Raw genomic sequence first — 26575 nt, 5'->3', positions numbered from 1 at the left:
AACCCATCATGGTCACGGTTGTCTTCGGTGCCCGGGGAAACGTCGGCCGCCATGTCGCCGCGGGTCTGACCGCTGCCGGCACGCCGGTCCGGCTGACGAGCAGGACGCCGGACGCCTCCCACGTGGCGGCGGATCTGGACGTGCCGGAAACGTTGCCCGCCGCGCTGGAGGGCGCGTCACAGGTCTTCCTCTACGCCAAATCCGCCGGCATCGACGCGTTCGTGGCGGCTGCCCGTACCGCCGGGGTGCGGCACGTGGTGTTGTTGTCGTCCGCGGCGGTCGTGATGCCCGGCGCGGACCGCAACCCGATCGCGCGCGAGCATCGGGCCGTGGAGTCGGCCCTGGAGGAGTCCGGGCTGTCCTGGACCTTCATCCGGCCGGGGATGTTCGCGACCAACACCCGGTGGTGGTGGACGCGGGCCATCAAGGACGGCGAGGCCGTGCGGCTGCCGTACCCGGAGGCGCTGAGCGCTCCCGTCAGCGAGCGCGACATGGCCGCGCTCGCGGTGACGGCGCTGACCGAGCGCGGGCACGGGCGGCAGGCGTACACCGTGTACGGGCCGCAGGCGCTCACCCTGCGCGAGCAGGTCGGGCACATCGGCACGGCCGTCGGCAGGCAGATCCCGATCGAGGTGGTCACACCCGAACAGGCGCGGGCCGACCTGGGCAGAACCATGCCCGCGATGGGAGTGGAGGCGATCATGCACGCGTGGTCGGCGGGCGCCGAAGCCGTGCCCGAGACCTCCGTCATCGTCGAGGAGCTCACCGGACGGCCCGCGCAGACCTTCGCGGAATGGGCGCGGGACCACGCCGGCGACTTCCGCTGACCATCGTCGACGACCGGCGGGGACGGATCCCCTGTCCCCGCCGGTAAGCCGCCGTCCATCACGGAGAGATGGAGTTCTTGCAACTGGGATCGGTCCCCTCCAGGTCGAAGGTGAACTTCACCCACAGGAACTTCGTGTCGATGTAGCCGTAGTTCTTCTGCCGGAACCCGTGCCAGATGCCATCACCCACCCCGTTGTCCTGGTTGGTCGTGGGAGTGTGGGAGATGTCCCAGTAGTGATCGAACGAGACGTTGTTGTGCGTCCTGAAGGTCTTGTTGGACACCTTGTACTGCATGGAGGTGACGGTCCCCTTGCCCGACCCCATGGTGCCCGTGTAGTAGACCCGCACCGTCCCGGTGTAACGGGTCCCCCCGTACGTGGTGGAGCAGGAAACGTCGATGTGCTTCGAGGCCGCGGCGGACGCGGGGACGGCCGGCAGGGCGAGCGTGGCGCAGCAGGCCGCTGCCGCCACGGCGGTCAACGTGGACTTCATCGTGCCTCTCCTGTAACAGTCGGTTCGATCTCCATCTGACGGGACAGAAGATCGAAACGTGACAGCTTCCTGTTAAGTGAGACGTAGAACACGATGCCTGCTCAGAGGTGAGGGTTCTTTCTTCCTGAGTAGGGTTCTGACAACCCATGAGTGAGAAGTGCCCCTGCGCGTCGAGAGGCCCGCTGGCCTCACGCGGTGGGGTTCTCTCCTACCGCTCAGAACTCGTCGTGCCCGGCGACCTGCCTGATGGAGAAGACGTGCCGGCCGGCGGCGCAGATGGTCTCGAGCACGTGAACGGGCGTGCCCTCGGTGGAGTAACTGACCCGGAGGATCTGGACGATCCACTCACCAGGCTCCAACTCCAGCGTCTCCCGCTCGAAGGCGGTCGGCGGCCGGGCGGTCAGGTTCTCCTCCGCGTGGCCGAACGTGTGCCCGAGGGCGATCAGCGCCGACTGGAGCGACGGCTGGACGAACCCGGGCTCGGCCAGCCGGGTGCCGCCGAACAGGTCGGCGCGGAAGTAGCTCGTCGCGATGCGTACGGGCACCTCGTTCGCCGTCATCATCTTGCGCCGCGCCACCACCTCCGCCCCCGCTCCGACGCCCAGGCAGGCCGCCACCTGCGCACCGGCCGGTTCCAGGCCGACGTAGAGCATCCGGCGACCGGCCTTGAGCCCTTGTTGTTCGGCCTCGGCCAGAAACAGCGACTCGGACCCTCTTACGGCGGGTTCCGTCGGCAACGCCCGCCGCACCAGCACCCGAGGAGCCCGCGACCCAGCGTCTTCGGTCTCCTGCGCGACTTCACTCGGCCTCTTCGGGTCCATCCGGGCCTTGCCTCCTCGACATCCGACAGCGTGGGCACTTTAGCCCACGCCGTCAAAGAGGCTGCCCCTGGCTCCGGACCGATGCCGGTGTCCGCCGGACAGCCGGGAGGCCGCGGTCGGCCGATACGGCGGAGGCTCACGCGGTGCCCGGCGGGCGACGCGGGCGGCGGCCGAAATAGGATTCTCGTATGGCGAACTGCGAGCATCTTTCGAAGGCGGACGATCCGGCGGCGAAGACCCCGGAGGGCTGCGAGGAGTGCCTGGCCGTGGGCGGGCGGTGGGTGCACCTGCGCCGCTGCCTGGAGTGCGGCCACATCGGGTGCTGCGACTCCTCGCCGGCCAAGCACGCCACCGCCCACTTCCACGGCACCGGCCACCCGGTCATACAGTCCTACGAGCGCGGCGAGAACTGGCGGTGGTGCTTCGTGGACAGCCAGATGGGCTAACGCTCCAGGATGGCCTCCTCGAAGTCGAGTTGCGCCATCACCTCCCTGAGCACCTCGTCGTCCAGGCGGCGCTCGTCGCGCATCCGGACGAACACCTGGCGCTCGGCCTGCAACATGTCGCGGCGCAGGCGGCGGTAGAGGACGCTGGGTGTCTCGTCGCCGCCCTGCCCGGTGCCGCCGCCCAGGCGTTCCCACGCGGTCAGCGAGCGCCGCCACGACTTCTCCCTGAGCTGGTCGATGACCTGCTTCTGGATCTCGTCGGGCTCGCCCTCCTGCTCGCCGACCAGCCGCTCCAGCTCCGCCAGCCCCGCCTCCAGCGCGGCCTGCTGGGCCGCCGCCTCGGCCAGGCGGTCTTCGTACTGCTCCTGCTCGCTCGTCACGCGCAGCCGCCTGATCAGGGCGGGGAACGTGGTGCCCTGGATGAGCAGCGTGCCGATCACGGTGGTGAACGTCAGGAACAACAACATCGCCCGGTCCCGCGCCGGCACGTCCGGCGGGATCGCGAACGCCGCCGCCAGCGACACCACGCCCCGCATGCCCGCCCAGCCGAGAATCACCGTCTGCGGCACCGTCGGCCGCCTGTCGCCCCTGCCCAGCATCTTGATCAGGTACGTGGCCGCGAACACCCACACGAACCTGGCCACGATCGTCACGAACAGCACCGCCGCCGCGTAACCCGCGACCGCCCATGGGCTGTAGCCGGCGATGCCCTCGACCACGGTCACGAGCTGCAGCCCGATCAGCGCGAACACCACCGCTTCGAGGAAGAAGTCGGTGACCTTCCACACCGAGTCGGAGACCAGCCGGGTCCCGAACCCGCGCAGGTGCATGCGGTTGCCCAGGTAGAGGCCGACGATCACGACCGCGATCACGCCGGAGGCGTGCACCGACTCCGCCGCCAGGTAGGCCGCGAACGGGATCAGCAACATCAGCGTGTTCTCGACCAGCGAGTCGCGGGTGCGCTCGAACAACCAGGCGAACACGAACGCCAGCGCCAGCCCGATCGCCACCCCGCCCACCGCGGCCAGCAGGAACTCGCCCAGCCCCTGCCACAGGCTGACCGCCCCGCCCACCGCCGCCCCGATCGCCACGCGGTAGAGGGTGAGCGCCGTGGCGTCGTTGAACAGGCTCTCCCCGATGAGGATCGTCAGCGACGTGCGCGGCAGCCCCAGCCGCCGCCCGACCGCGACCGCGGCCACCGCGTCGGGCGGGGCGATGATGGCGCCCAGCGCGAACGCCAGCGCCAGCGGCAGCTCCGGCAGCAGCAGGTGCACGACCAGCCCGACGACCGCCGTGGTGAACAGCACCAGCCCGACCGACAGCAGGCCCACGGCCCGCTTGACGTCACGCAGGCGCAGGTAGGAGCTGTCGAGCGCGGCGGAGTAGAGCAGCGGCGGCAGGAACACGTACAGGACCAGCTCCGGCTCCAGCGGCACCGCGGGCACCAGCGGCGAGACCAGCAGTCCCGCGGCCACCAGCAGCAGCGGGGCCGGCCAGCCCTTGCGCCTGGCGACGGCCGCCACGCCGATGGCCCCAGCGGCCACCAGCAGCAGTTGCAGGCCCATCGTCGGATTCACCCGCGCTCCTCCCGCGCCAGCCCGATCCCGTCAGGATCGATCGTCCCGCGGTGAGCGTACCCGGCCTGCCGAGGGCGGCCGTCACCACTCCCTGCGGTCGCTTCTTTCGTGGTAGTCGGGCTGCTCGGGGCGCAGGCGCTCGCCCGTGGAGAACATGGGGTCCCCGTTGTACGGGCGCGGCTCGTTCGGGTCGGGCTGCTGCTGGTACTGCTCCTGCCGGCCGAGGGCCAGCAGCGGGTCCACCGGGTTGCCGGGCTGCTGCTGCTGATAGGCCCCGTACTCGTCCTGGACCGGCTGCGGCTGCCGTCGCTGGGGGGCCGTCCGGGGCCTGCCCGCTCCCGGGATGCCGTGCATGGGCGTGCCCAGGCCCGCCGTGCTCTCCGGCGCCTGGGCGGCCTGGGGCTGGGCCTGGTAGGTGTCCTGGGCTTGGTAGGCGCTCTGGGCCTGGTAGGTGTCCGGGGCTTGGTAGGCGTCCTGGGCTTGGTAGGAATCCTGAGCCTGGTAAGCCTCTTGCCCCTGGTAGGACTCCTGCCCCTGGTAAGGCTCTTGCGCCTGGTAGGGCTCTTGGGCGGGATAGGCCTCTTGGCGGCGGCCGCCGTACGGGTCGGACGGGTACTGGCCGGAGGGCTGCGGGGCCTGCTGGTACGGGCCGGCGGCCTGCGAAGGGAAACCCAGCGGGTCGGTGCTCAGCGGCGCCTGGCGGCGCTGGTCGGCGGGAAGCTGGTAGCCGGATTCGCTTTCGACGTACTGGGGGCCGGTGAACGGCTCGGGGGGCTGCGGGGGCTGGATGTAGTGAGGGCCGCTGAGCGGGTCGGAGGCGTACTGAGGGCCGCTGAAGGGGTCGCCGGTGTACTGGGGGCCGCTCAGGGGGTCGCCCGTGTACTTCGGCTGGGGGCCCGTCGTCTCCACGTACTGCGGGCCGGTGAAGGGGGCTCGCTCTCCGTACGCGGGGTTGGCGTCCCTGGGGGCCGTGGTCTCCCCGTAGGAGGCCACCAGCTTGTCCTGATGGGCCGGGGTGCCCCTGGCCACGAGGACGTCATTGGGCGACAACGCGGCCGTGGGCCGGTCGTCCAGCGGGGGCTGCTGCGGCGGGGCCGGCCGGTGGTACTGGCCGGTGCCGGGAATGACCTCGGTGCCCGGGTCGTCCGCAGGCACGGCGGGCTGCTCGCCCGTGGCCTCCGCGAACCCCTCGTCAAGGGTGTCGAGCAGCCGGCCGACGTCCTCCATCGGCATGCGGAAGCTCGCTGTGCACATCTCACCGCGCCACAGGCTGAGGACCAGCGTGCCCTCATGCCACGTGACCCGGAGGCACCGCTCCTGACCTCGTGCATCGAAGAAGACTTCGCCGAACGACGGCAACGGGACAACTTCCGACATGGCAGACATACTGCTTTAACCAGCCTTTATTCGTCCACTCAACCCCGGAAAACCCTAGGGAACCGGCCTTCCCATCTACGCCCAGAACCCCTCTGGTCACACCCGGTGAGGACCAGTTGGAGTTCCGATCGCCCAGTGTGCCACGCAACCCAGCGGGAGTATTCGGGAACGCCGGGATGCGTCTGGCCGATCACACGGCGTTCGGCGCGGCGGCCCCGGAATGCGGGTAGCGTTTACTGCCGTGCCGGACACCCATCTCCCACCAGTGGACGAACTGCTCAACATCGCGGTCAGCGCTCTCGGCGGGAGCGAACGGCAGGGCCAGGTCACGATGGTCGAAGCCGTGCAGCGGGCCATCGACGACGAGGAGCACGTGGCCGTCCAGGCGGGGACGGGCACCGGCAAGTCACTGGCCTACCTGGTGCCCTCCATCCGCCATGCGATGGACAGCGACACCCCCGTCGTGATCTCCACGGCCACCATCGCGCTGCAGCGCCAGCTCGTCGACCGCGACCTGCCCCGGCTGTCCGAGGCGCTGGGCAAGAAGCTGCCGCACGAGCCGACGTTCGCGATACTCAAGGGCCGCCGCAACTACCTGTGCCGTTACAAGGCGACAGCGGGCTGGCCGGAGGACGACGAGCAGGACCAGCTCTTCGACCCGCGCGAGGTCAGCGCGACCGGCCGCATGGTGCAGCGCATCCAGGACTGGGCCGAGGAGACCGAGACCGGCGACCGCGACGAGTTGGTGCCGGGGGTGAGCGAGCAGGCGTGGCGGCAGTTCTCGGTGAGTGCCCAGGAGTGCCTGGGCGCCTCGCGCTGCCCCAGCGGCGCCGAGTGCTTCGCCGAGCTGGCCAGAGCGCGGGCCGGTGAGGTGGACGTGGTGGTGACCAACCACGCGCTGCTGGCCATCGACGCCATGGGCGAGCTGCCGGTGCTGCCCGAGCACGAGGTCGTGGTGGTGGACGAGGCCCACGAGCTGGTGGACCGCGTGACCTCGGTGGTGACCGGCGAGCTCTCGGAGTCGTCCGTCATGCTCGCCGTACGCCGCGTCGGCCGCCTGATCGACCAGCCCATCGCCGACCAGCTCATGGAGGCCGGCGAAGACCTCAAGGCCCTGCTGGCCGCCGCGCCGCCCGGCCGCGTCGACGAGCTCCCCCAGGTCCTCGGCCTCACCCTGCAGCTCATCCGCGACACGGCCTGGCGCTGCGTCACCGCCCTTGGCCCGCGCAACGCCGACAAGGACGACCCCGACAAGGCCGGCCAGCGCAAGGCCGCCTTCTCGATGCTCGACGACGTCCACGACACGGCCGTACGCATGCTCGACGCCTACGGCCACGCCTCCGAGGTCGACCGGGCCGAGGTCGTCTGGCTCGACGGCGGCACCGACCGGCGCCCGCCCGCGCTGCGGGTGGCGCCGCTGAGCGTGAGCGGCATGTTGCGCGACAAGCTGTTCGGGGAGCGCACGGTGGTGCTCACCTCGGCCACGCTGGCGCTCGGGGGCACGTTCGACGCGCTGGCCGCGCAGTGGGGGCTCGGCGACAAGGGCTGGCAGGGCCTCGACGTCGGCTCCCCCTTCGACCACCCGCGCGCGGGCATCCTGTACGTCGCCAAACACCTCCCCCAGCCCGGCCGCGACGGCCTGCCCCAGCAATACCTGGACGAGATCGCCGAACTGATCGAAGCGGCCGGCGGACGCACCCTGGGCCTGTTCTCCTCGATGCGCGCCGCCAAGGCCGCCACCGAGGCGCTGCGCGAACGCCTGGACGTGCCGCTGCTGTGCCAGGGGGACGACTCGACGATGCTGCTGGTCAAGCAGTTCTCCGAGGACGAGCCGACATGCCTGTTCGGCACGCTCTCGCTGTGGCAGGGCGTAGACGTCCCCGGCCCGTCCCTCCGCCTCGTCATCATCGACCGCGTCCCCTTCCCCCGCCCCGACGACCCCCTGACCTCGGCCAGGCAACGCCATGTGGCGTCCAAGGGCGGCAACGGCTTCATGGCGGTCGCCGCCAACCACGCCGCACTCCTCCTCGCCCAGGGGGTCGGCCGCCTGCTGCGCTCCCAGGACGACAAGGGCGTGATCGCCGTCCTTGACCCCCGCCTGGCCACGGCCCGCTACAGCAGCTTCCTGCTGGGCTCCCTCCCCCCGTTCTGGCGCACCACGGACCCGGCCATCCCCCGCGCGGCCCTGAAACGCCTCGCCACCGACCCCACCTGACACACCCACACGCCCGCCCCACCTCCCACACCGGCACAGCGGGCGCGGCAGCGCGATCCGCAGCGCCGGTCGAGGCCCTCTGGCGCGGCTGCGACGGTGCACTACGGCGGGCCCCGCCTTCCGATGCGGCAGTCTTGCGATGCGACGGTCTTGCGGTGCGCTGAGGCGGGCGCAGCCGTCACGTGCGGCGGGGCGCTGCCGCGGGGCGGGGGTGCGCTGCCGCGGGGCGGTTCGACAGGGCCGCGCACGGAGGGAGCCGCAACGCCGGCGACCGACGACGGCCCCCACCGCATCAACCCAGCGCCGGTACGGCGGGACGGCGCGCGGCGGAGCCCGGCGCAACGAGCACGGCGGGCAACCTGGCCGCCCAAAGGCAACCCCAAGGCGACGCACCGAAGCCGCACCCGGCCGTCACACGCCCAACGTGCCGCAACCCGGCCGTCACACACCCGACGGGCCGCGACCGGGCCGTAAAAGGGCCTAAGACCAGGGAGCCAGGTCAGGCCGCTTGGGCAGCACGCCGTCCCCCGAAGAGACTCCCCGCAACCGCCGGGAGACCCAAGGCACCAGATGCTCCCGCATCCACTGAGTGTCCTCGCGCCTGCGCTCCCGCGGGTCCACGGCACGTGCGGGCCAATCCTTGCGCCAGTCCTCGAAGGGCACGCCCAGCACGTCCAGCACCCGGGCCGCCACGAGCCGGTGCCCGTCCTCGTTCATGTGCAGCCGATCGGCGCTCCAGGCCCGCCAGTCGCGCAGCCCCTGCATGGACCACTGGTCGACGAGGCGGCACCCGTACAGGTCGGCGATGGAGCGAAGGTGCAGGTAGTAGATGGCGAAGCGGCCGCGCAGGCGGCGCATCAGCGGCGTGTCGCGCGGATCCACCCCCGTGAACAGCAGCACGTCGGCGCCACCGGCCCGCAGATCGCGTACGGCCGACGCGAGCTGCTTGGCCATCACGTCGGGATCGCTGCCGGGCCGCAGCAGGTCGTTGCCTCCGGCGCAGAGGCTGACCAGGTCGGGCGCCATCTCGACGGCCAGCGGCACCTGTTCGGCGACGATCTGGTCGAGGAGTTTGCCGCGTACGGCCAGGTTGGCGTACCGGAAGGAAGGGTCGTCGGCGGCGAGCCGCTCGGCCACCCGGTCGGCCCAGCCACGGTAGTGCCCGTCCGGCCCGGGATCGTTCAGTCCTTCTGTGAAGCTGTCGCCGAGGGCGACGAAGGACTTGTAATGCCTCATGAGGTGATGTTCATCTCCGCGATAGCCTGCAACGCAAGGACGTACGACTGTAGTCCGAACCCTGCGATGGTGCCCGTCGCCACCCCGGCCACGACGGAGGTATGACGAAACTCTTCCCTGGCCGCGGGGTTGGAGATGTGCACCTCGACGAGCGGGGCGGTGCGCTGGGCGATGGCGTCCTTGAGCGCGTAGGAGTAGTGGGTGAAGGCGGCCGGGTTGAGCACGACGGGGATGCGGCCGTCGCACGCCTCGTGGATCCAGCCGATCAGCTCGGCCTCGGAGTCGGTCTGGCGCACTTCGACGTCGTGGCCGAGCTTCTTGCCGGTCTCGCGGCAGAGGGCGGCGAGGTCCTCAAGCGTCTCGTGGCCGTAGACGTCGGGCTCGCGCTTGCCGAGCCGGCCGAGGTTGGGGCCGTTGAGCACGAGGATCATGCCGAGATCTCCTTGTAGGCGGCTTCGAGCAGCTCTTCCGCGGGGCCTTCGAGGCGGCTCGGGCTTGCCAGACCGTCGAGGACGACGAAGCGCTGCTTGGCGCCGCGGTTCTTCTTGTCCAGGCGCATGTGGTCGCGCAGCCGGGGCCAGGCGTCGGCGCGGTAGGCGATGGGCAGGCCGACGCCGGTGAGGATGGAGCGGGTGCGCTCGACGAGGTCGGCGCGGCCGCAGAGCCTGGACAGCTCGGCGGCGTAGACCATGCCGATGGCGACGGCCTCGCCGTGGCGGATGCCGTAGTGCTCGTCGCGTTCGATGGCGTGGGCGAGCGTGTGGCCGTAGTTGAGGATCTCGCGCAGGCCGGCCTCGCGCAGGTCGGCGCCGACGACGTCGGCCTTGACCCGGATCTTGCGTTCGATCAGCTCGCGGGTGTGGGGGCCGTCGGGGCGGGTGGCCGCCTCGGGGTCGGCCTCGATGAGCGTGAGGATCTCGGGGTCGGCGATGAAGCCGCCCTTGATGATCTCGGCCAGGCCGGCCACGTAGTCGGGCCTGGGCAGGCCGTCCAGCGTGGACAGCTCGCACAACACGCCGGCGGGCGGCAGGAACGTGCCGACGAGGTTCTTGCCCTCGGGCGTGTCGATGCCGTTCTTGCCGCCGACCGCGGCGTCCACCATGGCGAGCAGCGTCGTGGGCACGAGCACCACCTGTACGCCGCGCAGCCACGTGGCCGCCACGAACCCGGCCAGGTCGGTCGTCGCGCCCCCGCCCACGCCGACCACGGCGTCGGAGCGGGTCACGCCGTGCCGGCCGAGCTCGGACCAGAGCCCCGCGGCCACCTCGACGCTCTTGGCCCGCTCGCCGTCGGGCACGGGCAGCTCGACGACTTCGTAGCCGCTCCCGGACAGCGCCTCGCGGACCGGCCGGGCGATCTCGGGCAGGGTCTCGGGGCAGATGACGGCGACGGTGCGCACGCCGGGCTTGAGCAGCGTGGCCAGCTCGGCCAGCACGCCGGTGCCGACCACCACGTCATACGGGCTGTCACCGCGTACGGTGATCCTCGTCGCGGTCATGCGGGCAGCCCCTTCACGATCTCGTCGGCGAGTTCTTCCGGCTCCCGCTTGTCCGTCACCACGGTGATCACGGCCAGCCGCTCGTAGACCGGCCGCCGTTCCTCCATCAGCTTCTTGAGCTGGCTGCGCGGGCTGAGCACCAGCAGCGGCCTGGCCGAGGCGAGCCCCACCCGCTCGATGGCGGCGGACAGCCCGACCTGCAGGTAGACGACGTGGTGGCCGGCCAGCAGGGCCTGCGTCTCGGTGTGCAGCACCGCGCCGCCGCCGAGGGACAGGACGCCCTCGTGCTCGGCCAGCGCGAGGCGTACGGCCTCGTGCTCCAGCTCGCGGAAGCGCTCCTCACCGTCCTCGACGAAGATGTCGGAGACGGGCTTGCCCGCCACGGCCTCCACGTCGGCGTCGGTGTCGCGGAACTCGACCCCGAGCCGCTCGGCGAGCATCCGCCCGAGCGTGGACTTGCCGGATCCGGGCGGCCCGATGAGCACGGCCTTCGCTGTCATTTGATCACCATGGAAGAGAGGTAGCCGGACAGGTTTCTGGCGACTTCCTCCACGGAGTCGCCGCCGAACTTCTCGATCGCCGCGTCGGCCAGCACCAGCGCGACCATCGCCTCGGCCACGATGCCGGCCGCGGGGACGGCGCACACGTCGGAGCGCTCGTGGTGGGCCGTGGTCGCCTCACCGGTCTTGACGTCGATCGTGGCCAGCGCCCTGGGCACGGTGGAGATCGGCTTCATGGCCGCGCTGACCCGCAGGATCTCGCCGTTGGTCATGCCGCCTTCGACGCCGCCCGCGCGGTTGGTGATGCGGCGCACGCCGTCGTCGGTCGTGTACGCGATCTCGTCGTGCGCGCGGGAGCCGGGCCGTCTGGCGGTCTCGAAACCGTCGCCGACAGCGACGCCCTTGATCGCCTGGATGCCCATGAGGGCGGCGGCGAGCTTGGAGTCGAGCCTGCGGTCCCAGTGCGTGTAGCTGCCCAGGCCCGGCGGCAGGCCGTAGGCGAGGACCTCGACGACGCCGCCGAGGGTGTCACCGTCCTTGTGCGCCTTGTCGATCACGGCGACCATCGCGGCGCTGCCCTCGGCGTCGGAGCACCTGACCGGGTCCTCGTCGATCCTGGCCAGGTCATTGGGGCCGGGCAGGATCTCGGACGGGGTGCGCGCGCCGCCGATCTCGGTGACGTGGCTGACGATGTCGACGCCGAGCGCCTGCCTGAGGAAGCGCTTGGCGACCTCGCCGAGCGCCACCCGGGCGGCGGTCTCGCGGGCGCTGGCCCGGTCGAGCACGTTGCGGGCGTCGTCGAAGCCGTATTTCTGCATGCCCGCCAGGTCGGCGTGGCCGGGACGCGGCCGGGACCTGGGCGCGTTGCGGGCCAGGCCCTCCAGCTCGTCCGGGTCGACCGGGTCGGCCGCCATGACCTTCTCCCACTTGGGCCACTCGGTGTTGCCCACGCGGATGGCGACGGGGCTGCCCATCGTGCTCCCGTGGCGTACGCCGCCGACGATCGTCACCTGGTCCTGCTCGAACTTCATCCGCGCGCCCCGGCCGTAGCCGAGCCTGCGGCGGCGCAGGGCCTCGTCGATGGCTGCCGTGCTCACCTGCACCCCGGCCGGCAGGCCTTCGAGGATGGCGACGAGTTCGGGCCCGTGGGACTCTCCGGCGGTCAACCAGCGCAACATGCTACAAGTCTTCCATGTACGACCTAGTGCGCCGTCCCACATTCACCATGCGAGACAGAGTGTCGTAAGTGCCCCGAGCAGCATGAAGGGGCCGAAGGGGAACTGGGTGTCCCTGGTGCCGCGCCCGGTCACCAGCAGGCCCAGGCCGTAGAGGGCGCCGAGCGCCTGCCCGCAGAACGCAGCCACCACCAAAGCCTCCCAGCTCAGGGCCGCACTGGCCATGCCGATCAGCCCGGCCAGCTTGACGTCCCCGAACCCCATCGCGGCCGGCCTGGCGAGCCAGAGCACCCCGTACACCGCCGCCAGCGCCGCCCCGCCGGCCAGCGCCCTGGGCAGCTCTCCCGTCGGCAGCAGCGCCAGCGCGGTGATCGGGTACGCGGGCAGCGTGATCGCGTCGGGCAGCGTACTGGTACGCCAGTCGATGACGGCCAGGGCGACCCCGATCACGGCGAAGCACACGTACGGCAGGCCCGCCCGCCAGGCGACCAGCGCGGCCACGGCGGCGCTGACCACCTCCAGGGCCGGCGGCGGGACGGGGCCTGGGCCGTACGAACCGGCCAGGGCCCTGATGCGGTCGCCGCAGATCAGGCCGGCCAGCGCCACGAGTGCGAGCACGCGGGCGACCCTAGCCCCGGCGCTCGCACCCCCGGGTCAGATAGACCGCACCGGCATGAATGCGGGCGCCGGATCCACCGAGGCAGCAAGAACCGGCGCGCGACCGTGACGAACCGAACGAGCGTCACCTGGGTTTTCTGGCGAACCAGCGGCGCCTGCGCGGCGGCGCGGGCTCCACCCTGGCCACGGTCACCCCGCTCAGCTCGCCCAGGGTGCCGGACTCGACGGCGGCCAGCGCCGCCAGCACCTCCCCCTCGATCACGAACTGCACCGGCCCCGCCACGTCCACGACGACCGCCGCCGCCCGCTCCTGCACGGCCGCCTGGCAGACCTGGAGCGCCGTGGCCTGGATCGGCCGCGCGTCGGGCCGCCACCTGGCCAGCGACTCGGTGCCGGTGAACGCGAGCACCGCCTGCCTGCCGTCCTCCCCGACGAGCTTGGGCAGCGCCATCTCGCTCTCCTTCTCCTGCCGCAGCCCGTGCGCGCCCACCTCGGACTCGGTCAGCAGGGCGACCACGGGAACCAGGAGCCTGGCGCCGGCCAGGGCGTTCAGCACCTCGGCCGCATCGGCCGCGCCCCGCTGGTGGGCGGCCAGGACGGCGGCCACGGCGGGCGCGGCGGAGCCGTCGTCGTCAGGGTCGAGGGGCTGCGGAATGCTCGGCACAGCGTCCGAGACTACCCGCTCGCCGTGACGCCTAGCCGAGGTCGGCGATGGCCGCCACCGGGCCGCCGCCGGACGGGCCCTGGTGCACGGCGGCCACCGAGACGAACACCGCGGGATCCCCCGTGACCGAGGCCGCGACCCCGCCCACCGCCGCCTTGATCTGCCGGTGCCAGTGCACGTCGGAGTCGTCCAGCATGATGTTGCGCCGCCCCCGCACCCGCCCCGACGGGTCGGCCTCGCACTTCATGAACACGTTCACCAGCCGCCCCCCGAGATCGGACGGGTGGGGCCGCTCCGGCAGCGGGATGCCCGCGTCCGCGATGGCCTCCCAGATGCCGTCGGCGTCGAGCGCGTCCTTCATGACGCTGTGGCCGATGCGGTAACGCCCGCCGATCCCGCGTACGTTCCCCACCAGCACGATCTGCGCCCGGTCCAGCTCCACGCCCGACGAGCAGGAGGCCACCGACGAGTACAGCGACAGATCGCGGTGGATCTGGTCGGCGCTCGGCATCTCGATCTCGCCCAGCGCGACGGCGATGCCGAGCGCGGTGGTGGAGTTGGACAGGTCCATGGAGGGCCCTGTCTCCTCGATGGCGGTGTCCTGGCCGCGGCTCTTGGCCTCGGTGATGGTGGCCAGCGTGAGCAGCGGCGTCTTGGTCTGTACGTAGTGCACGTCGCGCGGGTCGTCGATGCCGGCGGTCTTCATGGCCTCCCGGACCCCGGCGGCGACCTTCTCCACCATCGCCGGGCGGCCGATGTCCTCGGGCAGGATGACCTCGCTCATCGCCACCCCAACCGACAGCCGCGGCTCGTCGGAGGCGGGGGCGTCGGCCGTGGTGGCGAAGATGGTGGCGTGCGGGCTGAGGATCCCGTCGGTGCCGCCCGACCACACCAGCGGCACGTTCTCGGGCGCCGGATGCCCGTGCTCGGCCAGCACCTGGCGGAAGGCGCGGTCGGCGAGGATGCGCGTGTAGTCGTTCACGCCGCCGTTGCCCTCGGTCTTGCCGACCACGGCCAGCACCCGCCCGGCCTCGATCACCCCGTCCGCGATGAGCCGTGACAGGCCGGAGGCGTCGGTGACGCTCTCGATCGGCACCTTGCGTACTTCGATCGGGTCCGGCATGCCTTGGCCCTCCTACCTCGGTTCTCCGCCGACGTTACCGAGCCGGTCGGCGGGATTCATGGTCAATGTGTGCCCATGTACCCCGCCGGTGATGTCAACGCTGGAGAAAGGGCGCGACGGGGCTAGGGTTCTGGGGTGATTCGCGAAGCACATGTCAACGGGATCAAGCTGGTCTACCGGGAGGAAGGCGACTCCTCGGCTCCCCCGCTGCTGCTGGTCCACGGGCGTACCGCCAACCACAACGACTGGAACGGCATCATCCAGCACTTCGCGGCCGGCCGCCGCGTGCTGGCGCCCGACCTGCGGGGTCATGGGGCCAGCGACTATCCGGGGACGTACCCGCTGCCCGAGATGGCCGAGGATCTCGTGGCGCTGCTCGACCACCTGGGCATCGATCGGGTCGCCCTGGTCGGGCACTCGCTGGGCGGCACCGTCAGCTGTCACCTGGCCGTGAACCATCCGGATCGGGTCGAGCGGCTGGTGCTGGAGGACCCGCCGCCGACGTACGCGCTGACCGGCCGCCCGCCGATCGTCGAGGACGAGTCCACCGGGTTCGACTGGCGGATGGTGCACGACACCGAGCGGCAGATGCTCGCCCCAGACCCCGCGTGGGCGGCGGGCCTGGCGAAGATCTCCGCGCCGACGCTGGTGTTGTCAGGGGTACGGAGTCCGCTCGACGCCGGTGACGTGGCCCGGCACATCCCCGGGGCGGAACTGGTCGCGATCGAGGCCGGGCACCTCGTCCACATGGACGCCCGCCAGGAGTTCCTGCGCGTGGTGGACGCCTTCCTCGGCTCCTGAGGCGTCCATGGCCCGGTGCTTCTGGTCGCGGCACCGAAAGGACCTGCCGGCTCTGGTCGCGGCGCCTGAGAAGCGCCGCCTGGGGCCCGGATCTCATCGCGCTGTAACCCTGGTGTCACGTTCCCTCGCCAGGGTAGATGCGTGGTTGACATGCACGTACACCAGCGCCTCGGCAGGCTGCGGCTGATGGCGCCCTCGATCGGCCAGTGCGCTGTCGGAGCCGCGCTCGCCTGGCTGGTGGCGAAGGAGGTGCTCGGCCACAGCCGCCCGTTCTTCGCCCCCGTCGCGGTGGTGGTGTGCATCGGCGTGGGGCTCGGCCAGCGCCTGCGACGGGTGGTCGAGCTGGTCGTCGGGGTGAGCCTGGGCGTCGGCGTGGGCGACCTGCTGGTGTCGTGGATCGGCTCGGGCGCCTGGCAGATCGCGCTGGTGGTGGCACTGGCCATGGCGGTCGCGGTGCTGCTCGACAGCGGCTCGCTGATCGTGCTCCAGGCCGGCTCCTCGGCCGTGCTGGTGGCCACTCTGCTGCCGCCGTCGGGTCTCGGCGGCCTCGATCGTATGATCGACGCCCTGGTCGGCGGCCTGATGGGCCTGGCCGCCGTCGCACTGCTACCCGCCAGCCCCTCGGCGCTGGCGACGAGGCACGCGATGGGGATGTTCGGATCACTGGCCGACGCGCTGACGGAGATCGCGGAGGCGATCGAGAAGTCCGACTCGGCCCTGGCCGCCCGGGCGCTGGAGGCGGCACGGGGCACGCAGTCGAACGTCGAGGAGTTCACGCAGGCGCTGCGGACCAGCCGCGAGATCGCCATGATCTCACCGCTGCACCGCCACCGCCGCCCCAGGCTGGAGGCCTACGAGACGGCGGCCATCCCCCTCGACCACGCGCTGCGCAACGCCAGGGTGCTGGCCAGGCGGGCCACCGTGGCGCTCGACGGCTCCAGCGCGCTCCCGCCCTGGCTGCCGCAGGCGTTGCGCGAGCTGGCTGAGGCGACCCTGCTTCTGCGCGACGAGCTGGCCACCGGCCGCCCGCCGGAGAAGGCGGGCCGGGCGATCCTGTCGGTGGCCTCGCGGCAGGGGACCGAGCGGTGGGGATTCTCGGCGGACGTGATGATCGCCCAGCTCCGGTCGATCATCGTGGACCTGCTCCAGGCGACGGGCACCGAACGCGAGGAAGCGATCGCCGCCCTCCCGCCTCTGGACGTCCCCTACGACGCGACGGCCCTCGACGAAGACGTCCCTTACGACGCGACGGCCCTCGACGAAGAGGGCCCCGCCCCTGACGCCGGCCGAGCGGAGCGTGATCAAGAAGGGGCGGCGTCTCCGAAGGACGTTTCCACGCCCGACGAAAAGGACTTAGATGGGGCAAACGTGACCTTACCGTCATAAAGATCCGCCATGGTGGAATGGTGCGAACCCAGCTCAGCGACCTCGTCAAGGAACGGCTGGGCACGTTCGGCCTGGTGGCCCCCTCCATCGCGCAGTGCGCGGTCGGCTCCGCCCTGGCCTGGATCATCGCCATCGAACTGCTCGGCCACCCCAGCCCCTTCTTCGCGCCCATCTCCGTGCTGATCTGCGTGGGCGTCGGGCTGGGCCAGCGGCTGCGGCGGGTGGTCGAGCTGGTCGTCGGGGTGAGCCTGGGTGTCGGCGTGGGCGACCTGCTGGTGTCGTGGATCGGCTCGGGCGCCTGGCAACTCGCCCTGGTGGTGGCGCTGGCCATGACGGTCGCGGTGCTGGTGAACAGTGGGGCGCTGTTCATCGCCCAGGCAGGCTCGTCGGCCGTGCTGGTGGCCACGCTGGTGCCCGGCGAGGGCGCCGGTGGCCTGGACCGTATGGCCGACGCGCTCACGGGCGGGGTCATCGGGGTCGTGGCGGTGGCGTTGTTGCCGGCCAGCCCGTTCGCGATCGCGGCCAAGCACCTGTCCGGGGTGCTCGACGCGCTGTCCACGGTGCTGGAGCGGGCGGCGGAGGCGATCGAGAAGCGCGATGTGGACCTGGCGGCCGAGGCGCTGGAGGAGGCGCGTACGACGCAGGCGGTGGTGGAGGAGTACGAGGCGGCGCTGGAAACCAGCAAGGAGATCATCATGATCTCGCCGCTCCACTGGCACCGGCGTGCCCGCCTGGCCCGCTACGAGACCGCCGCCGTACCTGTGGACCTGGCGCTGCGCAACGCCCGGGTGCTGAGCAGACGCACCCTGGCCTCGCTCGGCGAGGCCAGCCCGCCCCCGGCCGCCCTGGCCGAGGCCATGCGCGAGGTCTCGGAGGCGGCCCTGCTCCTGCAACTGGAGCTGGGCGCCGGCCGCGAGCCGACCCTGGCCCGCCAGGCCCTGCTGGCGGTGGCGGCACGGGAACGCCCCCAGGGCCTCGGCTTCTCGGCCCACGTGATCATCGCGCAGCTGCGCTCGGTGGTCGTGGACCTGCTGCAGGCGACGGGCCTGGAGCACGCGGAGGCCACGGCGGCACTGACCCCCCTGGACGAACCCACGCACCACGGCTGACACCCTGGCGGGCTCCGGCGCGACGGGGGCTACCCGGCGGGGTTGACGAGGGCGTAAGCGGAATCGTCGCCGGCGCAGAGACGCTCGGCGTGCGGATCCCGCGCCGGCTCCAGCGCGCGCAGCTCGTCGTAGGAGTGTCGGAGGCCGCCGATCCGCCTGCCTGGGTGCGGTGCTCCTAGGAAGTTCTCGCCGCTCCTCCTCCGCCCGCGACCTCGGCAGACTCGACGGCATCAGCACCGCCCGGCCGGGCGGACCCAGATAACCGGAGAGGTACAAGATGATCGGAAAAGCGCTGCTCGTCCTCGGCGTCCTCACCACGCTGACGGCCTGCGCCGACGGCGGACGCGGCAGCGGGACGGGACCGGCGCCGGCGCGTACGACCGGGGGCGAGCCGCATCCGCACGTCGGGATGTGGGTGACCGCCGACGGGCGGATCCGGCAGGAGTTGCGGTCCGACGGCCGGTACGAGGAGGAGCGCGACGGGCGCAAGCGCGCCTACACCGGCCGGTACACCGTCGCCGGCGACCACATCGACTACTTCGACGACCTCGGGTTCACCGCCACGGGCGACGTACGTGACGGCGTTCTCTACCACGAGCACCTCGTGCTGCACCGGGAGCGATGACGGCGGCCGCGCCCGCGCCGGATGGCCGCGCCCGCGCCGGATGGCCGCGCCCGCGCCGGGTGGCCGCGCAGGCGAGGGGTGGCCGCGCCGACGTGCGGTTCCATGAGGATGCGCCGAGGTGGGCGGCGTTCCTCATTGTCACGCTCGCCGAAGTTGTCACGCCGTGGCGAAGCGGGTGAGCACCGCCTCGGGGCGGACGAAGGGCAGGGCCTGCCGGAAGACCCGGTAGTAGGCCAGTTCCTCCTTGGTGCGCAGCTCGATGCCGTACTCGTCGCCGGCCGCGGAGAGCTCGGCGTCGCTGACCCGCTGGTCGAAGTGCGGCGTGAGGAGGTCCTGCGCGCCGCTGCCCGTACCGAACTGCACTTTGCGCCGCCACAGCAGCCGGTCGGGCAGCCAGCCCGCGAACGCCCGCCGCAGGTGGCCCTTCTCCATGCCGCCGGCCTCCAGGGCCTTCATCTCGGGCGGCAGGGACGTGGCGTGGGCGATGACGTCCGCGTCGAGGAAGGGGACGCGGGCCTCCAGGCCGTGCGCCATCGTCACGCGGTCGCAGCGCTGGAGGTTGAGGCCGTGCAGGTGCTCCAGGGTGCGTACCAGCTCGGCCTCCAGCTCGCCGGGTCCGGCGTGCTCACGGTGGTAGTAGTCGTAGCCGGCGAACAGCTCGTCCGCGCCCTCGCCGGTCAGCACCGCCTTGACGTGCCGCGAGGCCAGCTCGGACAGGAACCAGTTCGGCACGGCGCTGCGGATGAGGCTGGCGTCGAAGGACTCGACGGAGGCCACCACCTCGTCGAGGGCGGCGACGGCCTGTTCGGCGTCGAACACGGCCTCGTGGTGCTCGGTGCCGAGGAATTCCGCCGCCTCGCGTGCCGCCAGCAGGTCGGGAGAGCTCACGGTGCCGACCGCGAAGGTCTTCAGCCGCTTCCCCTTCGCGGCGTACTCGGCGGCGGCGATCGCGGCGACGAGACTGGAATCGAGGCCGCCGGACAGGAAGACGCCCACTTCGACGTCGGCCATCAGGTGACGGACGACCGAGTCGACCAGCACGTCGCGGGTGGCCTTCTCGGCGTCCTCTGCCGCTATGCCCTCCCACGTGGCGGAGCCGTGCCGTGGTACGGCGTCGGCGAACCGCACCAGGCCGTCCTGCGGCGTCCAGTAGCAACCGGGCGGGAAAACTTCCACGGCGGCCTGCAGGGCCGTCGGGAAGGCCCGCAGCTCGGAGGCGAAGTGTCTGGCCTCACCGTCGCGCGCCCAGTACAGCGGCTTGATGCCGAGCCGGTCGCGGGCGGCGACGAACCGCCCGCCCGGGGCTGCGGCGCACAACGCCCACATGCCCTGGAGCCGGTCGAGCGCCTCCGGGCCGTGCGACCGCAGGAGCGCGAGGGCGGACTCACTGTCGGAGGAGGTGGCGAAGTGCTCCTCGCCGAGGCTTTCGCGGATGTGCGTGTGGTTGTAGATCTCGCCGTTGCAGACCAGGGACCAGCCGTCGGGAGAGCTCAGGGGCTGGCGGCCTCCGGCGAGGTCGACGATGGACAGCCGCGTGTGGCCGAGCCAGGCGTGGCGATCGACGAGCCGGTGGTCGCTGTCGTCCGGGCCGCGGTGCGTGATGCGCGAGAGCATCCATGCGCCCGTGGTGCTGACAGGCAGGGGGTCGGTCTCGGGCCGGTCGTCGTAGATAGCTGCAATGCCACACATGAAATTCGACGTTAGACGGCAAATGCAATTTCGGACAAATCGCCCTCGGACGGTCAGGATCCGCCTGTGGCGAAAATGCAGGGATACGGGGTTCAGCGGCGGGGGGTGAGGTGGAAGAAGGAGCCGTCCATGGGGCCGGGGTCGAAAGCGGAGATCTCGTCCAGGCGGGCCAGCGCCTCCTGGGGCAGGTCCAGGTCGAAGGCCGCCAGGTTCTGGCGCAGTTGTTCTGCCGTACGGGGGCCGAGCAGGACGGTGGTCACACCGGGGCGGCGCGCGACCCACGCCAGGGCCACCTCCGACGGCGCGGCGTCCAGGCCGGCGGCCACCTTGACGAGTTCCCCGGCGATGTCCAGATTGCGGTCGTTGAGCAGCGACTCGGCCCAGCGGTTCGCGCCGGGCATGGAGTGGCCGAGCAGCCTGCCCATCCGGCTGTCCGGGTCAGGGGTCTCGCCGTGCCGATATCGGCCGGTCAGGACACCGCCGCCGAGGGTTCCGTACACGATCGTGCCCATCCCATGCCGTTCGCAGGCCGGCAGGATCTCGGCCTCGATCACCCGCTGGACCAGCGAGTACTGCGGCTGCAGGCTCACGAACGGGGTGCCGCCCACGCGCGCGGCGGCCCACTGCGCCTCGACGATCTGCGTCGCGCTGAAGTTGGAGCAGCCGATGTAGCGGACCTTGCCCGCCCGTACGAAGCCGTCGAGCGTGGCCATGGTCTCCTCGATCGGGGTCGCGGGGTCCCATTGGTGGCATTGGTACAGGTCGATGTAGTCGGTGCCGAGGCGGCGCAGGCTGGCGTCGAGGGCTCTGGTGAGGTGCCGGCGGGACAGGCCGCGCCCCTCTGTGCCCACGGGCATGGCGCCCTTGGTCGCCAGGATGACCTGCTCACGCCTGCCGCGCACCGCCCGCCCGACGATCTCCTCGGTCTCGCCCCGGTGGTACAGGTCGGCGGTGTCGATGATGTTGCCGCCCGCCTCGATGAACGCGTCGATGACCCGGCCGGCCTCCGCCTCGTCGCCGGCGGCTAGGCCGTGCCCGGTGCCGAAGTTCATGGTGCCCAGGCAGGCCCTTGAGACGCGCAGGCCGGAGCGGCCCAGGTTTAGGTAGTCCATGGGGGTCCCCTAGAATCGGAATGCTTGTTCCGGTTGGACGATACGGAACGACGGTTCCGCTTGTCAACGCGAAACGGGAAGGTGATGGGGATGATGCGTGCCGACGCGCAACGCAACCGTGCCCGCGTGCTGGAGGCCGCCGAAGTGGTGCTGGCCCGGGACGGGCTCGGCGCGTCGATGCGCGAGATCGCCGAGGTGGCCGGGGTGGGGGTCGGTACGATCTACCGCCAGTTCCCCACGAAGGAGACGCTCTACCAGGCGATCGTCCTGGACCGGATGCGGCGGCTGGCCGATCGGGCCGATGAGCTGGCTTCGGCTGAGGATCCGGGGGCGGCGTTGTTCGAGTACTTCACGACGATCGTGGAGGACTCGACCGTGAAGAAGGTGCTGGTGGACGCGTTGGCTTCGGCGGGGATCGATGCCAAGGCGGGGGTGCCGGACATCCGGGGGGCCATCGAGGTGCTGCTGGTGCGGGCGCAGAAGGCTGGGGCGGTCCGGGGGGATGTGGGGATGGCGGAGCTGCTGGCGTTGCTGAGTGCCACGTGCTTGGCGGCGCAGCACAACAACTGGGACGAGGAGCTACGTACGCGAACGCTCGCGGTCGTCTTCGACGGCCTCCGGCCGGACCGCTCCTGAGCCCAGCGACCGAATCTCGCCGGGCCCCGCCGCACCAGAGCGCCGCCAGAAGCAGGAGCGGGGGTCAGGAGGAGAGGCGTTTGAGGCGGGTGGCGGCCTCGTCGATGACCTCGTCCTTCTTGCAGAAGGCGAACCGGACGAAATGCCGCCCCCTCTCCGCGTGGTCGTAGAAGACCTGCGTGGGGATGGCGACCACCCCAGCCAGTTCTGGAAGGCGGCGGGTGAGGTCGAGGCCGTCGGAGAAGCCCAGCGGCCGGATGTCGGTCTGTACGAAGTACGTGCCCGAAGGCCGTAGCACTGAGAAGCCGGCCGCCGCCAAGCCCTCCATCAGCCGGTCGCGCTTGTCCTGGAGGCCCGCCCCGAGTGCCGCCACCCAGTCGAGCTCGTGCCGCAGCCCGTACGCCACCGCCAGTTGCCACGGCGCACCGGCTGTGAAGGTGAGGAACTGCTTGACCGTCTGGACGGCCGTGACCAGGGCCGGAGGGCCGCAGAGCCAGCCGGTCTTCCAGCCGGTGACCGAGAACGTCTTGCCCGCCGAGGAGATCATGGCCGTGCGCTCGCGCATCCCGGGCAGGGTGGCCAGGGGGATGTGTTCCACACCGTCGAAGGTCAGGTGCTCATACACCTCGTCGGTGATGGCGATCAGGTCGCGTTCCTGGCACAGCTCCGCGATGACCGTGAGTTCGGCGCGGGTGAAGACGGTGCCGGTGGGGTTGTGCGGGGAGTTGACGAGGATGGCGCGGGTGCGGGGGGTGATGGCGGCGCGCAGGTCGTCGGGGTCGAAGGTGAAGCGGCCCTCGACCGGGCGCATGGTCACGGCCACCAGCCGGGCCTGGGCCAGGGCGATGGAGGCGGCGTAGGAGTCGTAGTAGGGCTCGAACGCGATCACCTCGTCCCCCGGCTCGCACAGCGCCAGCACGGTCGCCGCGATGGCCTCGGTGGCGCCCACCGTGACCAGGACCTCGCCCACCGGATCGTAGGAGAGCCCGTAGTGCGCGGCCCGATGCTCGGACACCGCCTGCCGTAGCTCCAGCACGCCCGGCCCCGGCGGGTACTGGTTCGCGCCCGACCCGATGGCCTGGACGGCGCGGTCGAGCATGGCCGCGGGCCCGTCGGTGTCGGGGAAGCCCTGGCCGAGGTTGATCGATCCGGTCTGTACGGCGAGCGCGCTCATCTCCGCGAAAATCGTCGTGCCGAAGGCGCGCATCCTGGGAACAAGTGGTTCGGTCACGGCTCCACACTATTAGTCTCGTGCCGTGATCATTCGGGTCGTGCTCGCCCTCGCCCTGTCCGCACCCCCCGTCATGACCCCGGCCGGCGCCGCTCCAGGCGCCTGCCCCGTGCCCATGCCCGCCCGCACGAACTGCGGTTTCCTCGAGGTTCCCGAGCGCAGGGACGCCCCCGAGCGGAAGATCAAAGTCGGGTACGCCGTGCACATGTCCACCGCCGCGAATCGGAAACCGGACCCCGTCGTGTTCATGAGCGGCGGCCCCGCCTCGGCGTCGATGCAGCTCACGGGTTTCCTGAGCCAGATGTTCCCCGATCGTGACGTGGTGACGGTGGAGCAGCGCGGCAGCGCGTACTCCCAGCCCGTGCTGGGCTGCCCCGAGACCGCGCAGGCCATGCTCGGGCAGTTGCGGGAGCCGCCCGCCGACATCGGGGCCGCCGCGAACCGGTGCCGCGAGCGGCTGCGGGAGCAGGGCATGGACCTGCGGGGGTACAACACGAAGGAGATCACGGCCGACGTGGTCGCGTTACGGGAGGAGCTGGGGTACGCGTCGTGGAACCTGTTCGGCGTCAGCTACTCCACCAGGGTCATGATGGACGTGGCCGCGGCCGACCCGGCGGGGGTGCGGTCGGTGGTGCTGGACTCCTACCTGCCGGAGAGCGTCACCTGGTACGACGACGCGGACCGCAACCTGTCCGACACCATGGCGGGGCTGGGCGCGAAGGAGCCTTTCGAGACCATGGTCGCCCGGCTGAACAGGACGCCGGCGCGGGTGCCGACGACGGATCCGCTGCTCGGCAGGGAGTTCACGGCGCGGATGAGCGGCGACGACGTGGCCACGATCCTGATGGAGGGGCTGCAGGACGCGGAGCTGGCCGGGGTGGCGCCCGCGCTGGTGCGGGCGCTGGCCGACGGGCACGACGAGTTCTTGCGGCCGCTGGCCGACGCCGTGGGCGAGGCGCTGGTGTCGCACGAGTTCGGGCTGTATCACGCGGTGCAGTGCCAGGACGAGGTCCCGTTCAACACATTCACCCCAAAATCCCGACTTTTCACCGTAAATGGTGACAAAGCGGTGTGTGATGCTTGGCAGCTGCCCAAGGCGGCGCCCGTGAACGCCACCACCAAGGCGCCCGTCTACGTGCTCGGCGGGCAGCAGGATCCGACGACGCCCCCGAGGACCGCGGGGCCCGCCGCCCAGGCCCTGCCCAACGCCCGCTTCCAGCAGTTCCAGAGCGCCGCCCACGCCGTCTTCCTGGCCGACGCGTGCGCCAGGGAGAAGATCGTGGAGTTCGTCGGCGACCCGGCGAAGACGTACAGCGATCCCTGTTCGCAGCCTCCCGCTCGCGGAGTGGGCGGCCTGCACGTGACCGGAGCGCCGTACCAGATCTCCCGGTCGCCCTGGCTGGCCGCGCCGTTCGCGCTGTTCGCGCTCCTCTGCCTGGTCCAGCTCGTCCAGGGCGCGCTCAGAGGCCGGTCCCTGGCGGCCTTCGGCGGGCTGTCCGGCGCGGCCTTCTGCGGGCTGATCGCCGAGTCGGTCTACACCATGGCGAGCAGGAACGAGACCGCGCTGGCCGTCGGCATCCCCGACACGGCGGGGCTGTACACGTGGCTGGCGGTCGCCTCGGTCGTGCTGACCGCCGCGGCGCTCGTGTACGAACGCACCTGGCCACGCATGGCGGTGACCGCCGCCGGCGCCGGATTCCTCGTATGGTGGTTGCTCTGGTTCCTCTGACGCGTATCCGTGAGCTCGACGCCCTCCGCGGCTTCGCGGTGGGCGGCATCATGCTGGTCAACACCTGGCAGCACACCGACAAGAAGCCGCGCGTGCCGCTCGACTGGGCGATCGAGGCGCTGTTCCAGAGCCGGTTCTACCCGATCTTCTCGACCTTGTTCGGCATCAGCTTCCTGCTGTTCCTGCGCGGCAACAGCCGCTGGGCGCTGCTGAGCAGATTGTTCTGGCTGTTCTGTTTCGGGAAGATCCAGCACGCGTTCTACGAGGGCGAGGTGCTGACCGACTACGCCTTCTGGGGCGCCGTGGTGCTGCTGCCCGTCTCGTTCCTGCCGGGCGGCCTGCCCGTGCTGCTGCTGGGCGTGGTGGTGACGGCGTGGGGGCTGCTGCCGCAGGTGGGCGGCGGGGTGATGCTGATTCCCGGGTTGTTCCTGGTCGGGATGGGGTTGTGGCAGTTGCGGCCGTCCCGGGAGCTGCTGCTGCCGGGGTTCGCCGCCACCGCGCTGGCCGCCGTCCTGCTGACCGCCGCGGGGAGCAGCACCGGCAACTGGGTCGTCTACAGCGTGGCCGCCCTGGCGGGCGCGGCGGCGTACTCGCTGGGGCTGCTGCTCGTCCTGCGCCCGCGCCTGTCGGCGGTGCTGGAGCCGCTGGGCAGGATGGCGCTGACCAACTACGTCTCCGGCACCGCGGTGATCGTCCTGGCGCTGCCGCTGCTCAACGCCGACCCGACCCGCTGGTCGGTGGTGGCGCTGGCGGCGCTCACGCTCCTCCTTCAGGTGCTGCTCAGCCGGTGGTGGCTGGAGAGATACAAGTACGGCCCGCTTGAGTGGCTTTGGCGGTGCCTGACCTGGTTTCGGCTGGTGCCCAACCGGTTAGAGTCTGGCCGTGACCAGAATCGCCCTCTGCCAGATCCCGGTGTCCCCTGACCCGTCGACAAACCTCAAGAGGGCCAGGGAGGCGCTCGCCGCCGCCGAGGGAGCCGACCTGGCGATCTTCCCGGAGGCCACACTCACCCGCTACGGCAGGCGCGTCACGGGCCTGGCAGAGCCGCTGGACGGGCCGTTCGTGACCGGGCTGGCCGAGGCCGCCCGCGAGCACGGGCTGGCGGTGGTCGCGGGGGTGTTCGAGCCCGGCGAGGATCGGGTGCACAACACGGCCGTGGCCCTCGACGCCCAGGGGGCGGTGAAGGCGGCGTACCGGAAGATCCACCTGTTCGACTCCTTCGGCGCGAAGGAGTCCGACCTGGTCGCGCCCGGCGCGGAGCCCGTCGTGGTGGAGCTGGCCGGGGTCAGGGTCGGGCTGATCACCTGCTACGACATCCGCTTCCCCGAGCTGGCCAGGGCGCTGGTGGACCAGGGGGCGGAGCTGTTCGCGGTGATCGCGGCGTGGGGCTCGGGGCCGCTCAAGGAGGACCACTGGGTGACCCTGGTCAGGGCGCGGGCGCTGGAGAACACCATGTGGACCGCGGCCGTCGGCCAGGCCCCCAATCCGGCCGAGTCGTCCGACGGGTTCGGGGTGGGCCGGAGCATGCTGGTCGACCCCCTCGGCGTCGTACGCGCCGACCTGGGCACGGGCCCCGGCGTGCGGGTCGTGGAGGTGGATCACGAGTGGACCGCCACCGCCAGGGCGACCCTTCCGTGCCTCGAACACCGCGTCCTGTAGCTCCGGACGGTCCACCGCGGGGTCAAGC

The 26575-nt window shown here is 71.4% G+C and carries 26 protein-coding genes; 11 read left to right on the top strand and 15 right to left on the bottom strand.

Annotated features, from left to right (window positions below; genetic code table 11):
• Positions 1-8: 8 nt before the first annotated feature.
• On the top strand, positions 9-827 hold the full coding sequence (locus tag ACFPZ3_RS35720) for an NAD(P)H-binding protein (protein WP_379518732.1): 819 nt from the start codon (positions 9-11) through the stop codon (positions 825-827).
• 58 nt (positions 828-885) lie between these two features.
• Here ACFPZ3_RS35720 and ACFPZ3_RS35715 read toward each other — a convergent pair whose 3' ends face one another.
• Positions 886-1320: a hypothetical protein gene (locus tag ACFPZ3_RS35715; protein ID WP_379518731.1), complete on the bottom strand. Its 435-nt coding sequence runs from the start codon at positions 1318-1320 to the stop codon at positions 886-888.
• Positions 1321-1535: 215 nt separating this feature from the next.
• Complete coding sequence (locus ACFPZ3_RS35710) at positions 1536-2141, bottom strand: GntR family transcriptional regulator (protein WP_379518730.1); 606 nt, start codon at positions 2139-2141, stop codon at positions 1536-1538.
• Between the two features lie 188 nt (positions 2142-2329).
• On the opposite strand from ACFPZ3_RS35710, the gene ACFPZ3_RS35705 reads away from it, so the two are divergent.
• Positions 2330-2587 carry a UBP-type zinc finger domain-containing protein gene (locus ACFPZ3_RS35705; protein ID WP_379518729.1) on the top strand — a complete coding sequence of 86 codons (258 nt, stop codon included), beginning with the start codon at positions 2330-2332 and terminating at the stop codon, positions 2585-2587.
• On the opposite strand, the gene ACFPZ3_RS35700 is transcribed toward ACFPZ3_RS35705, so the two are convergent.
• Together ACFPZ3_RS35700 and ACFPZ3_RS35695 are read right to left on the bottom strand one after the other, a co-directional pair.
• A complete protein-coding gene (locus ACFPZ3_RS35700) occupies positions 2584-4164 on the bottom strand; it encodes a Na+/H+ antiporter (RefSeq protein WP_379518728.1) in 1581 nt (526 codons plus the stop codon). The genes ACFPZ3_RS35705 and ACFPZ3_RS35700 overlap by 4 nt on opposite strands.
• Before the next feature lie 81 nt (positions 4165-4245).
• On the bottom strand, positions 4246-5541 hold the full coding sequence (locus ACFPZ3_RS35695; protein WP_379518727.1) for a hypothetical protein: 1296 nt from the start codon (positions 5539-5541) through the stop codon (positions 4246-4248).
• A 220-nt stretch (positions 5542-5761) separates the two neighbouring features.
• On the opposite strand from ACFPZ3_RS35695, the gene ACFPZ3_RS35690 reads away from it, so the two are divergent.
• The gene (locus tag ACFPZ3_RS35690; RefSeq protein ID WP_379518726.1) at positions 5762-7756 is read left to right on the top strand and encodes an ATP-dependent DNA helicase; all 1995 of its coding nucleotides are present in this window, start codon (positions 5762-5764) and stop codon (positions 7754-7756) included.
• A 480-nt stretch (positions 7757-8236) separates the two neighbouring features.
• Here ACFPZ3_RS35690 and ACFPZ3_RS35685 read toward each other — a convergent pair whose 3' ends face one another.
• From ACFPZ3_RS35685 to bar, 8 genes are all read right to left on the bottom strand, one after another.
• Positions 8237-8992, bottom strand: coding sequence for an SGNH/GDSL hydrolase family protein (locus tag ACFPZ3_RS35685; RefSeq protein ID WP_379518725.1), 756 nt, complete (start codon positions 8990-8992; stop codon positions 8237-8239).
• Complete coding sequence (aroQ, locus tag ACFPZ3_RS35680; RefSeq protein WP_379518724.1) at positions 8989-9423, bottom strand: type II 3-dehydroquinate dehydratase; 435 nt, start codon at positions 9421-9423, stop codon at positions 8989-8991. Before aroQ ends, ACFPZ3_RS35685 begins: the two co-directional genes overlap by 4 nt.
• Complete coding sequence (gene aroB / locus ACFPZ3_RS35675; RefSeq protein WP_379518723.1) at positions 9420-10490, bottom strand: 3-dehydroquinate synthase; 1071 nt, start codon at positions 10488-10490, stop codon at positions 9420-9422. Before aroB ends, aroQ begins: the two co-directional genes overlap by 4 nt.
• Positions 10487-10990: a shikimate kinase gene (locus ACFPZ3_RS35670; protein WP_379518722.1), complete on the bottom strand. Its 504-nt coding sequence runs from the start codon at positions 10988-10990 to the stop codon at positions 10487-10489. The genes aroB and ACFPZ3_RS35670 overlap by 4 nt, the downstream gene beginning before the upstream one ends.
• Complete coding sequence (gene aroC, locus ACFPZ3_RS35665; RefSeq protein ID WP_379518721.1) at positions 10987-12168, bottom strand: chorismate synthase; 1182 nt, start codon at positions 12166-12168, stop codon at positions 10987-10989. The genes ACFPZ3_RS35670 and aroC overlap by 4 nt, the downstream gene beginning before the upstream one ends.
• A gap of 42 nt (positions 12169-12210) precedes the next feature.
• On the bottom strand, positions 12211-12783 hold the full coding sequence (locus ACFPZ3_RS35660; protein WP_379518720.1) for a prepilin peptidase: 573 nt from the start codon (positions 12781-12783) through the stop codon (positions 12211-12213).
• Between the two features lie 124 nt (positions 12784-12907).
• On the bottom strand, positions 12908-13447 hold the full coding sequence (locus ACFPZ3_RS35655; RefSeq protein WP_379518719.1) for an SseB family protein: 540 nt from the start codon (positions 13445-13447) through the stop codon (positions 12908-12910).
• Positions 13448-13478: 31 nt separating this feature from the next.
• Positions 13479-14570 carry a barbiturase gene (bar, locus tag ACFPZ3_RS35650; protein ID WP_379518718.1) on the bottom strand — a complete coding sequence of 364 codons (1092 nt, stop codon included), beginning with the start codon at positions 14568-14570 and terminating at the stop codon, positions 13479-13481.
• Between the two features lie 135 nt (positions 14571-14705).
• Between bar and ACFPZ3_RS35645 the strand changes: the two genes are divergently transcribed.
• The 4 genes from ACFPZ3_RS35645 to ACFPZ3_RS35630 all read left to right on the top strand — a co-directional run bounded on the left by ACFPZ3_RS35645 (position 14706) and on the right by ACFPZ3_RS35630 (position 18491).
• Positions 14706-15371 carry an alpha/beta fold hydrolase gene (locus tag ACFPZ3_RS35645; protein ID WP_379518717.1) on the top strand — a complete coding sequence of 222 codons (666 nt, stop codon included), beginning with the start codon at positions 14706-14708 and terminating at the stop codon, positions 15369-15371.
• A 150-nt stretch (positions 15372-15521) separates the two neighbouring features.
• Positions 15522-16757, top strand: a complete 1236-nt coding sequence (locus ACFPZ3_RS35640) for an FUSC family protein (RefSeq protein ID WP_379519023.1) — start codon at positions 15522-15524, stop codon at positions 16755-16757.
• Between the two features lie 20 nt (positions 16758-16777).
• On the top strand, positions 16778-17866 hold the full coding sequence (locus tag ACFPZ3_RS35635) for an FUSC family protein (RefSeq protein ID WP_379518716.1): 1089 nt from the start codon (positions 16778-16780) through the stop codon (positions 17864-17866).
• A gap of 277 nt (positions 17867-18143) precedes the next feature.
• Positions 18144-18491, top strand: coding sequence for an Atu4866 domain-containing protein (locus tag ACFPZ3_RS35630; protein WP_379518715.1), 348 nt, complete (start codon positions 18144-18146; stop codon positions 18489-18491).
• Between the two features lie 156 nt (positions 18492-18647).
• Here the strand turns inward: ACFPZ3_RS35630 and asnB are convergent, their stop codons facing one another.
• Both asnB and ACFPZ3_RS35620 read right to left on the bottom strand, forming a co-directional pair.
• A complete protein-coding gene (gene asnB / locus ACFPZ3_RS35625) occupies positions 18648-20180 on the bottom strand; it encodes an asparagine synthase (glutamine-hydrolyzing) (protein ID WP_379518714.1) in 1533 nt (510 codons plus the stop codon).
• A 92-nt stretch (positions 20181-20272) separates the two neighbouring features.
• Positions 20273-21292 carry an aldo/keto reductase gene (locus tag ACFPZ3_RS35620; protein ID WP_379518713.1) on the bottom strand — a complete coding sequence of 340 codons (1020 nt, stop codon included), beginning with the start codon at positions 21290-21292 and terminating at the stop codon, positions 20273-20275.
• A gap of 90 nt (positions 21293-21382) precedes the next feature.
• Between ACFPZ3_RS35620 and ACFPZ3_RS35615 the strand changes: the two genes are divergently transcribed.
• Positions 21383-21928 carry a TetR/AcrR family transcriptional regulator gene (locus tag ACFPZ3_RS35615; protein ID WP_379518712.1) on the top strand — a complete coding sequence of 182 codons (546 nt, stop codon included), beginning with the start codon at positions 21383-21385 and terminating at the stop codon, positions 21926-21928.
• Between the two features lie 64 nt (positions 21929-21992).
• Here ACFPZ3_RS35615 and ACFPZ3_RS35610 read toward each other — a convergent pair whose 3' ends face one another.
• Entirely contained in the window at positions 21993-23159 is a 1167-nt protein-coding gene (locus ACFPZ3_RS35610) for a pyridoxal phosphate-dependent aminotransferase (RefSeq protein ID WP_379518711.1), read from the bottom strand.
• Positions 23160-23184: 25 nt separating this feature from the next.
• Here ACFPZ3_RS35610 and ACFPZ3_RS35605 point away from each other — a divergent pair, with 25 nt between their 5' ends.
• From ACFPZ3_RS35605 to ACFPZ3_RS35595, 3 genes are read left to right on the top strand one after another with little or no spacing between them, the layout of a single operon-like run.
• Positions 23185-24888: an alpha/beta hydrolase gene (locus ACFPZ3_RS35605; RefSeq protein WP_379518710.1), complete on the top strand. Its 1704-nt coding sequence runs from the start codon at positions 23185-23187 to the stop codon at positions 24886-24888.
• On the top strand, positions 24864-25811 hold the full coding sequence (locus tag ACFPZ3_RS35600; protein ID WP_379518709.1) for a DUF418 domain-containing protein: 948 nt from the start codon (positions 24864-24866) through the stop codon (positions 25809-25811). The genes ACFPZ3_RS35605 and ACFPZ3_RS35600 overlap by 25 nt, the downstream gene beginning before the upstream one ends.
• Positions 25771-26547 (top strand): carbon-nitrogen hydrolase family protein, encoded by a 777-nt coding sequence (locus tag ACFPZ3_RS35595; protein ID WP_379518708.1) that lies wholly within the window; start codon positions 25771-25773, stop codon positions 26545-26547. Before ACFPZ3_RS35600 ends, ACFPZ3_RS35595 begins: the two co-directional genes overlap by 41 nt.
• The last annotated feature ends 28 nt before the right edge of the window (positions 26548-26575 follow it).

The organism is Nonomuraea insulae (genome assembly GCF_042656245.1).
Note: the sequence above shows the minus strand (reverse complement) of the source record. Positions and strands in the feature narration are given on the sequence as shown.

Bases quoted from the DNA above. Each gene is read 5' to 3' on its own strand.
- ACFPZ3_RS35715 (WP_379518731.1), bottom strand. From the start codon at position 1,320: ATGAAGTCCACGTTGACCGCCGTGGCGGCAGCGGCCTGCTGCGCCACG.
- ACFPZ3_RS35670 (WP_379518722.1), bottom strand. From the start codon at position 10,990: ATGACAGCGAAGGCCGTGCTCATCGGGCCGCCCGGATCCGGCAAGTCC.
- ACFPZ3_RS35615 (WP_379518712.1), top strand. From the start codon at position 21,383: ATGATGCGTGCCGACGCGCAACGCAACCGTGCCCGCGTGCTGGAGGCC.
- ACFPZ3_RS35690 (WP_379518726.1), top strand. From the start codon at position 5,762: ATGCGGGTAGCGTTTACTGCCGTGCCGGACACCCATCTCCCACCAGTG.
- ACFPZ3_RS35720 (WP_379518732.1), top strand. From the start codon at position 9: ATGGTCACGGTTGTCTTCGGTGCCCGGGGAAACGTCGGCCGCCATGTC.
- ACFPZ3_RS35640 (WP_379519023.1), top strand. From the start codon at position 15,522: ATGCACGTACACCAGCGCCTCGGCAGGCTGCGGCTGATGGCGCCCTCG.
- ACFPZ3_RS35620 (WP_379518713.1), bottom strand. From the start codon at position 21,292: ATGGACTACCTAAACCTGGGCCGCTCCGGCCTGCGCGTCTCAAGGGCC.
- asnB (WP_379518714.1), bottom strand. From the start codon at position 20,180: ATGTGTGGCATTGCAGCTATCTACGACGACCGGCCCGAGACCGACCCC.
- ACFPZ3_RS35710 (WP_379518730.1), bottom strand. From the start codon at position 2,141: ATGGACCCGAAGAGGCCGAGTGAAGTCGCGCAGGAGACCGAAGACGCT.
- aroB (WP_379518723.1), bottom strand. From the start codon at position 10,490: ATGACCGCGACGAGGATCACCGTACGCGGTGACAGCCCGTATGACGTG.
- ACFPZ3_RS35685 (WP_379518725.1), bottom strand. From the start codon at position 8,992: ATGAGGCATTACAAGTCCTTCGTCGCCCTCGGCGACAGCTTCACAGAA.
- ACFPZ3_RS35600 (WP_379518709.1), top strand. From the start codon at position 24,864: ATGGTGGTTGCTCTGGTTCCTCTGACGCGTATCCGTGAGCTCGACGCC.
- aroQ (WP_379518724.1), bottom strand. From the start codon at position 9,423: ATGATCCTCGTGCTCAACGGCCCCAACCTCGGCCGGCTCGGCAAGCGC.
- ACFPZ3_RS35630 (WP_379518715.1), top strand. From the start codon at position 18,144: ATGATCGGAAAAGCGCTGCTCGTCCTCGGCGTCCTCACCACGCTGACG.
- aroC (WP_379518721.1), bottom strand. From the start codon at position 12,168: ATGTTGCGCTGGTTGACCGCCGGAGAGTCCCACGGGCCCGAACTCGTC.
- ACFPZ3_RS35705 (WP_379518729.1), top strand. From the start codon at position 2,330: ATGGCGAACTGCGAGCATCTTTCGAAGGCGGACGATCCGGCGGCGAAG.
- bar (WP_379518718.1), bottom strand. From the start codon at position 14,570: ATGCCGGACCCGATCGAAGTACGCAAGGTGCCGATCGAGAGCGTCACC.
- ACFPZ3_RS35695 (WP_379518727.1), bottom strand. From the start codon at position 5,541: ATGTCGGAAGTTGTCCCGTTGCCGTCGTTCGGCGAAGTCTTCTTCGAT.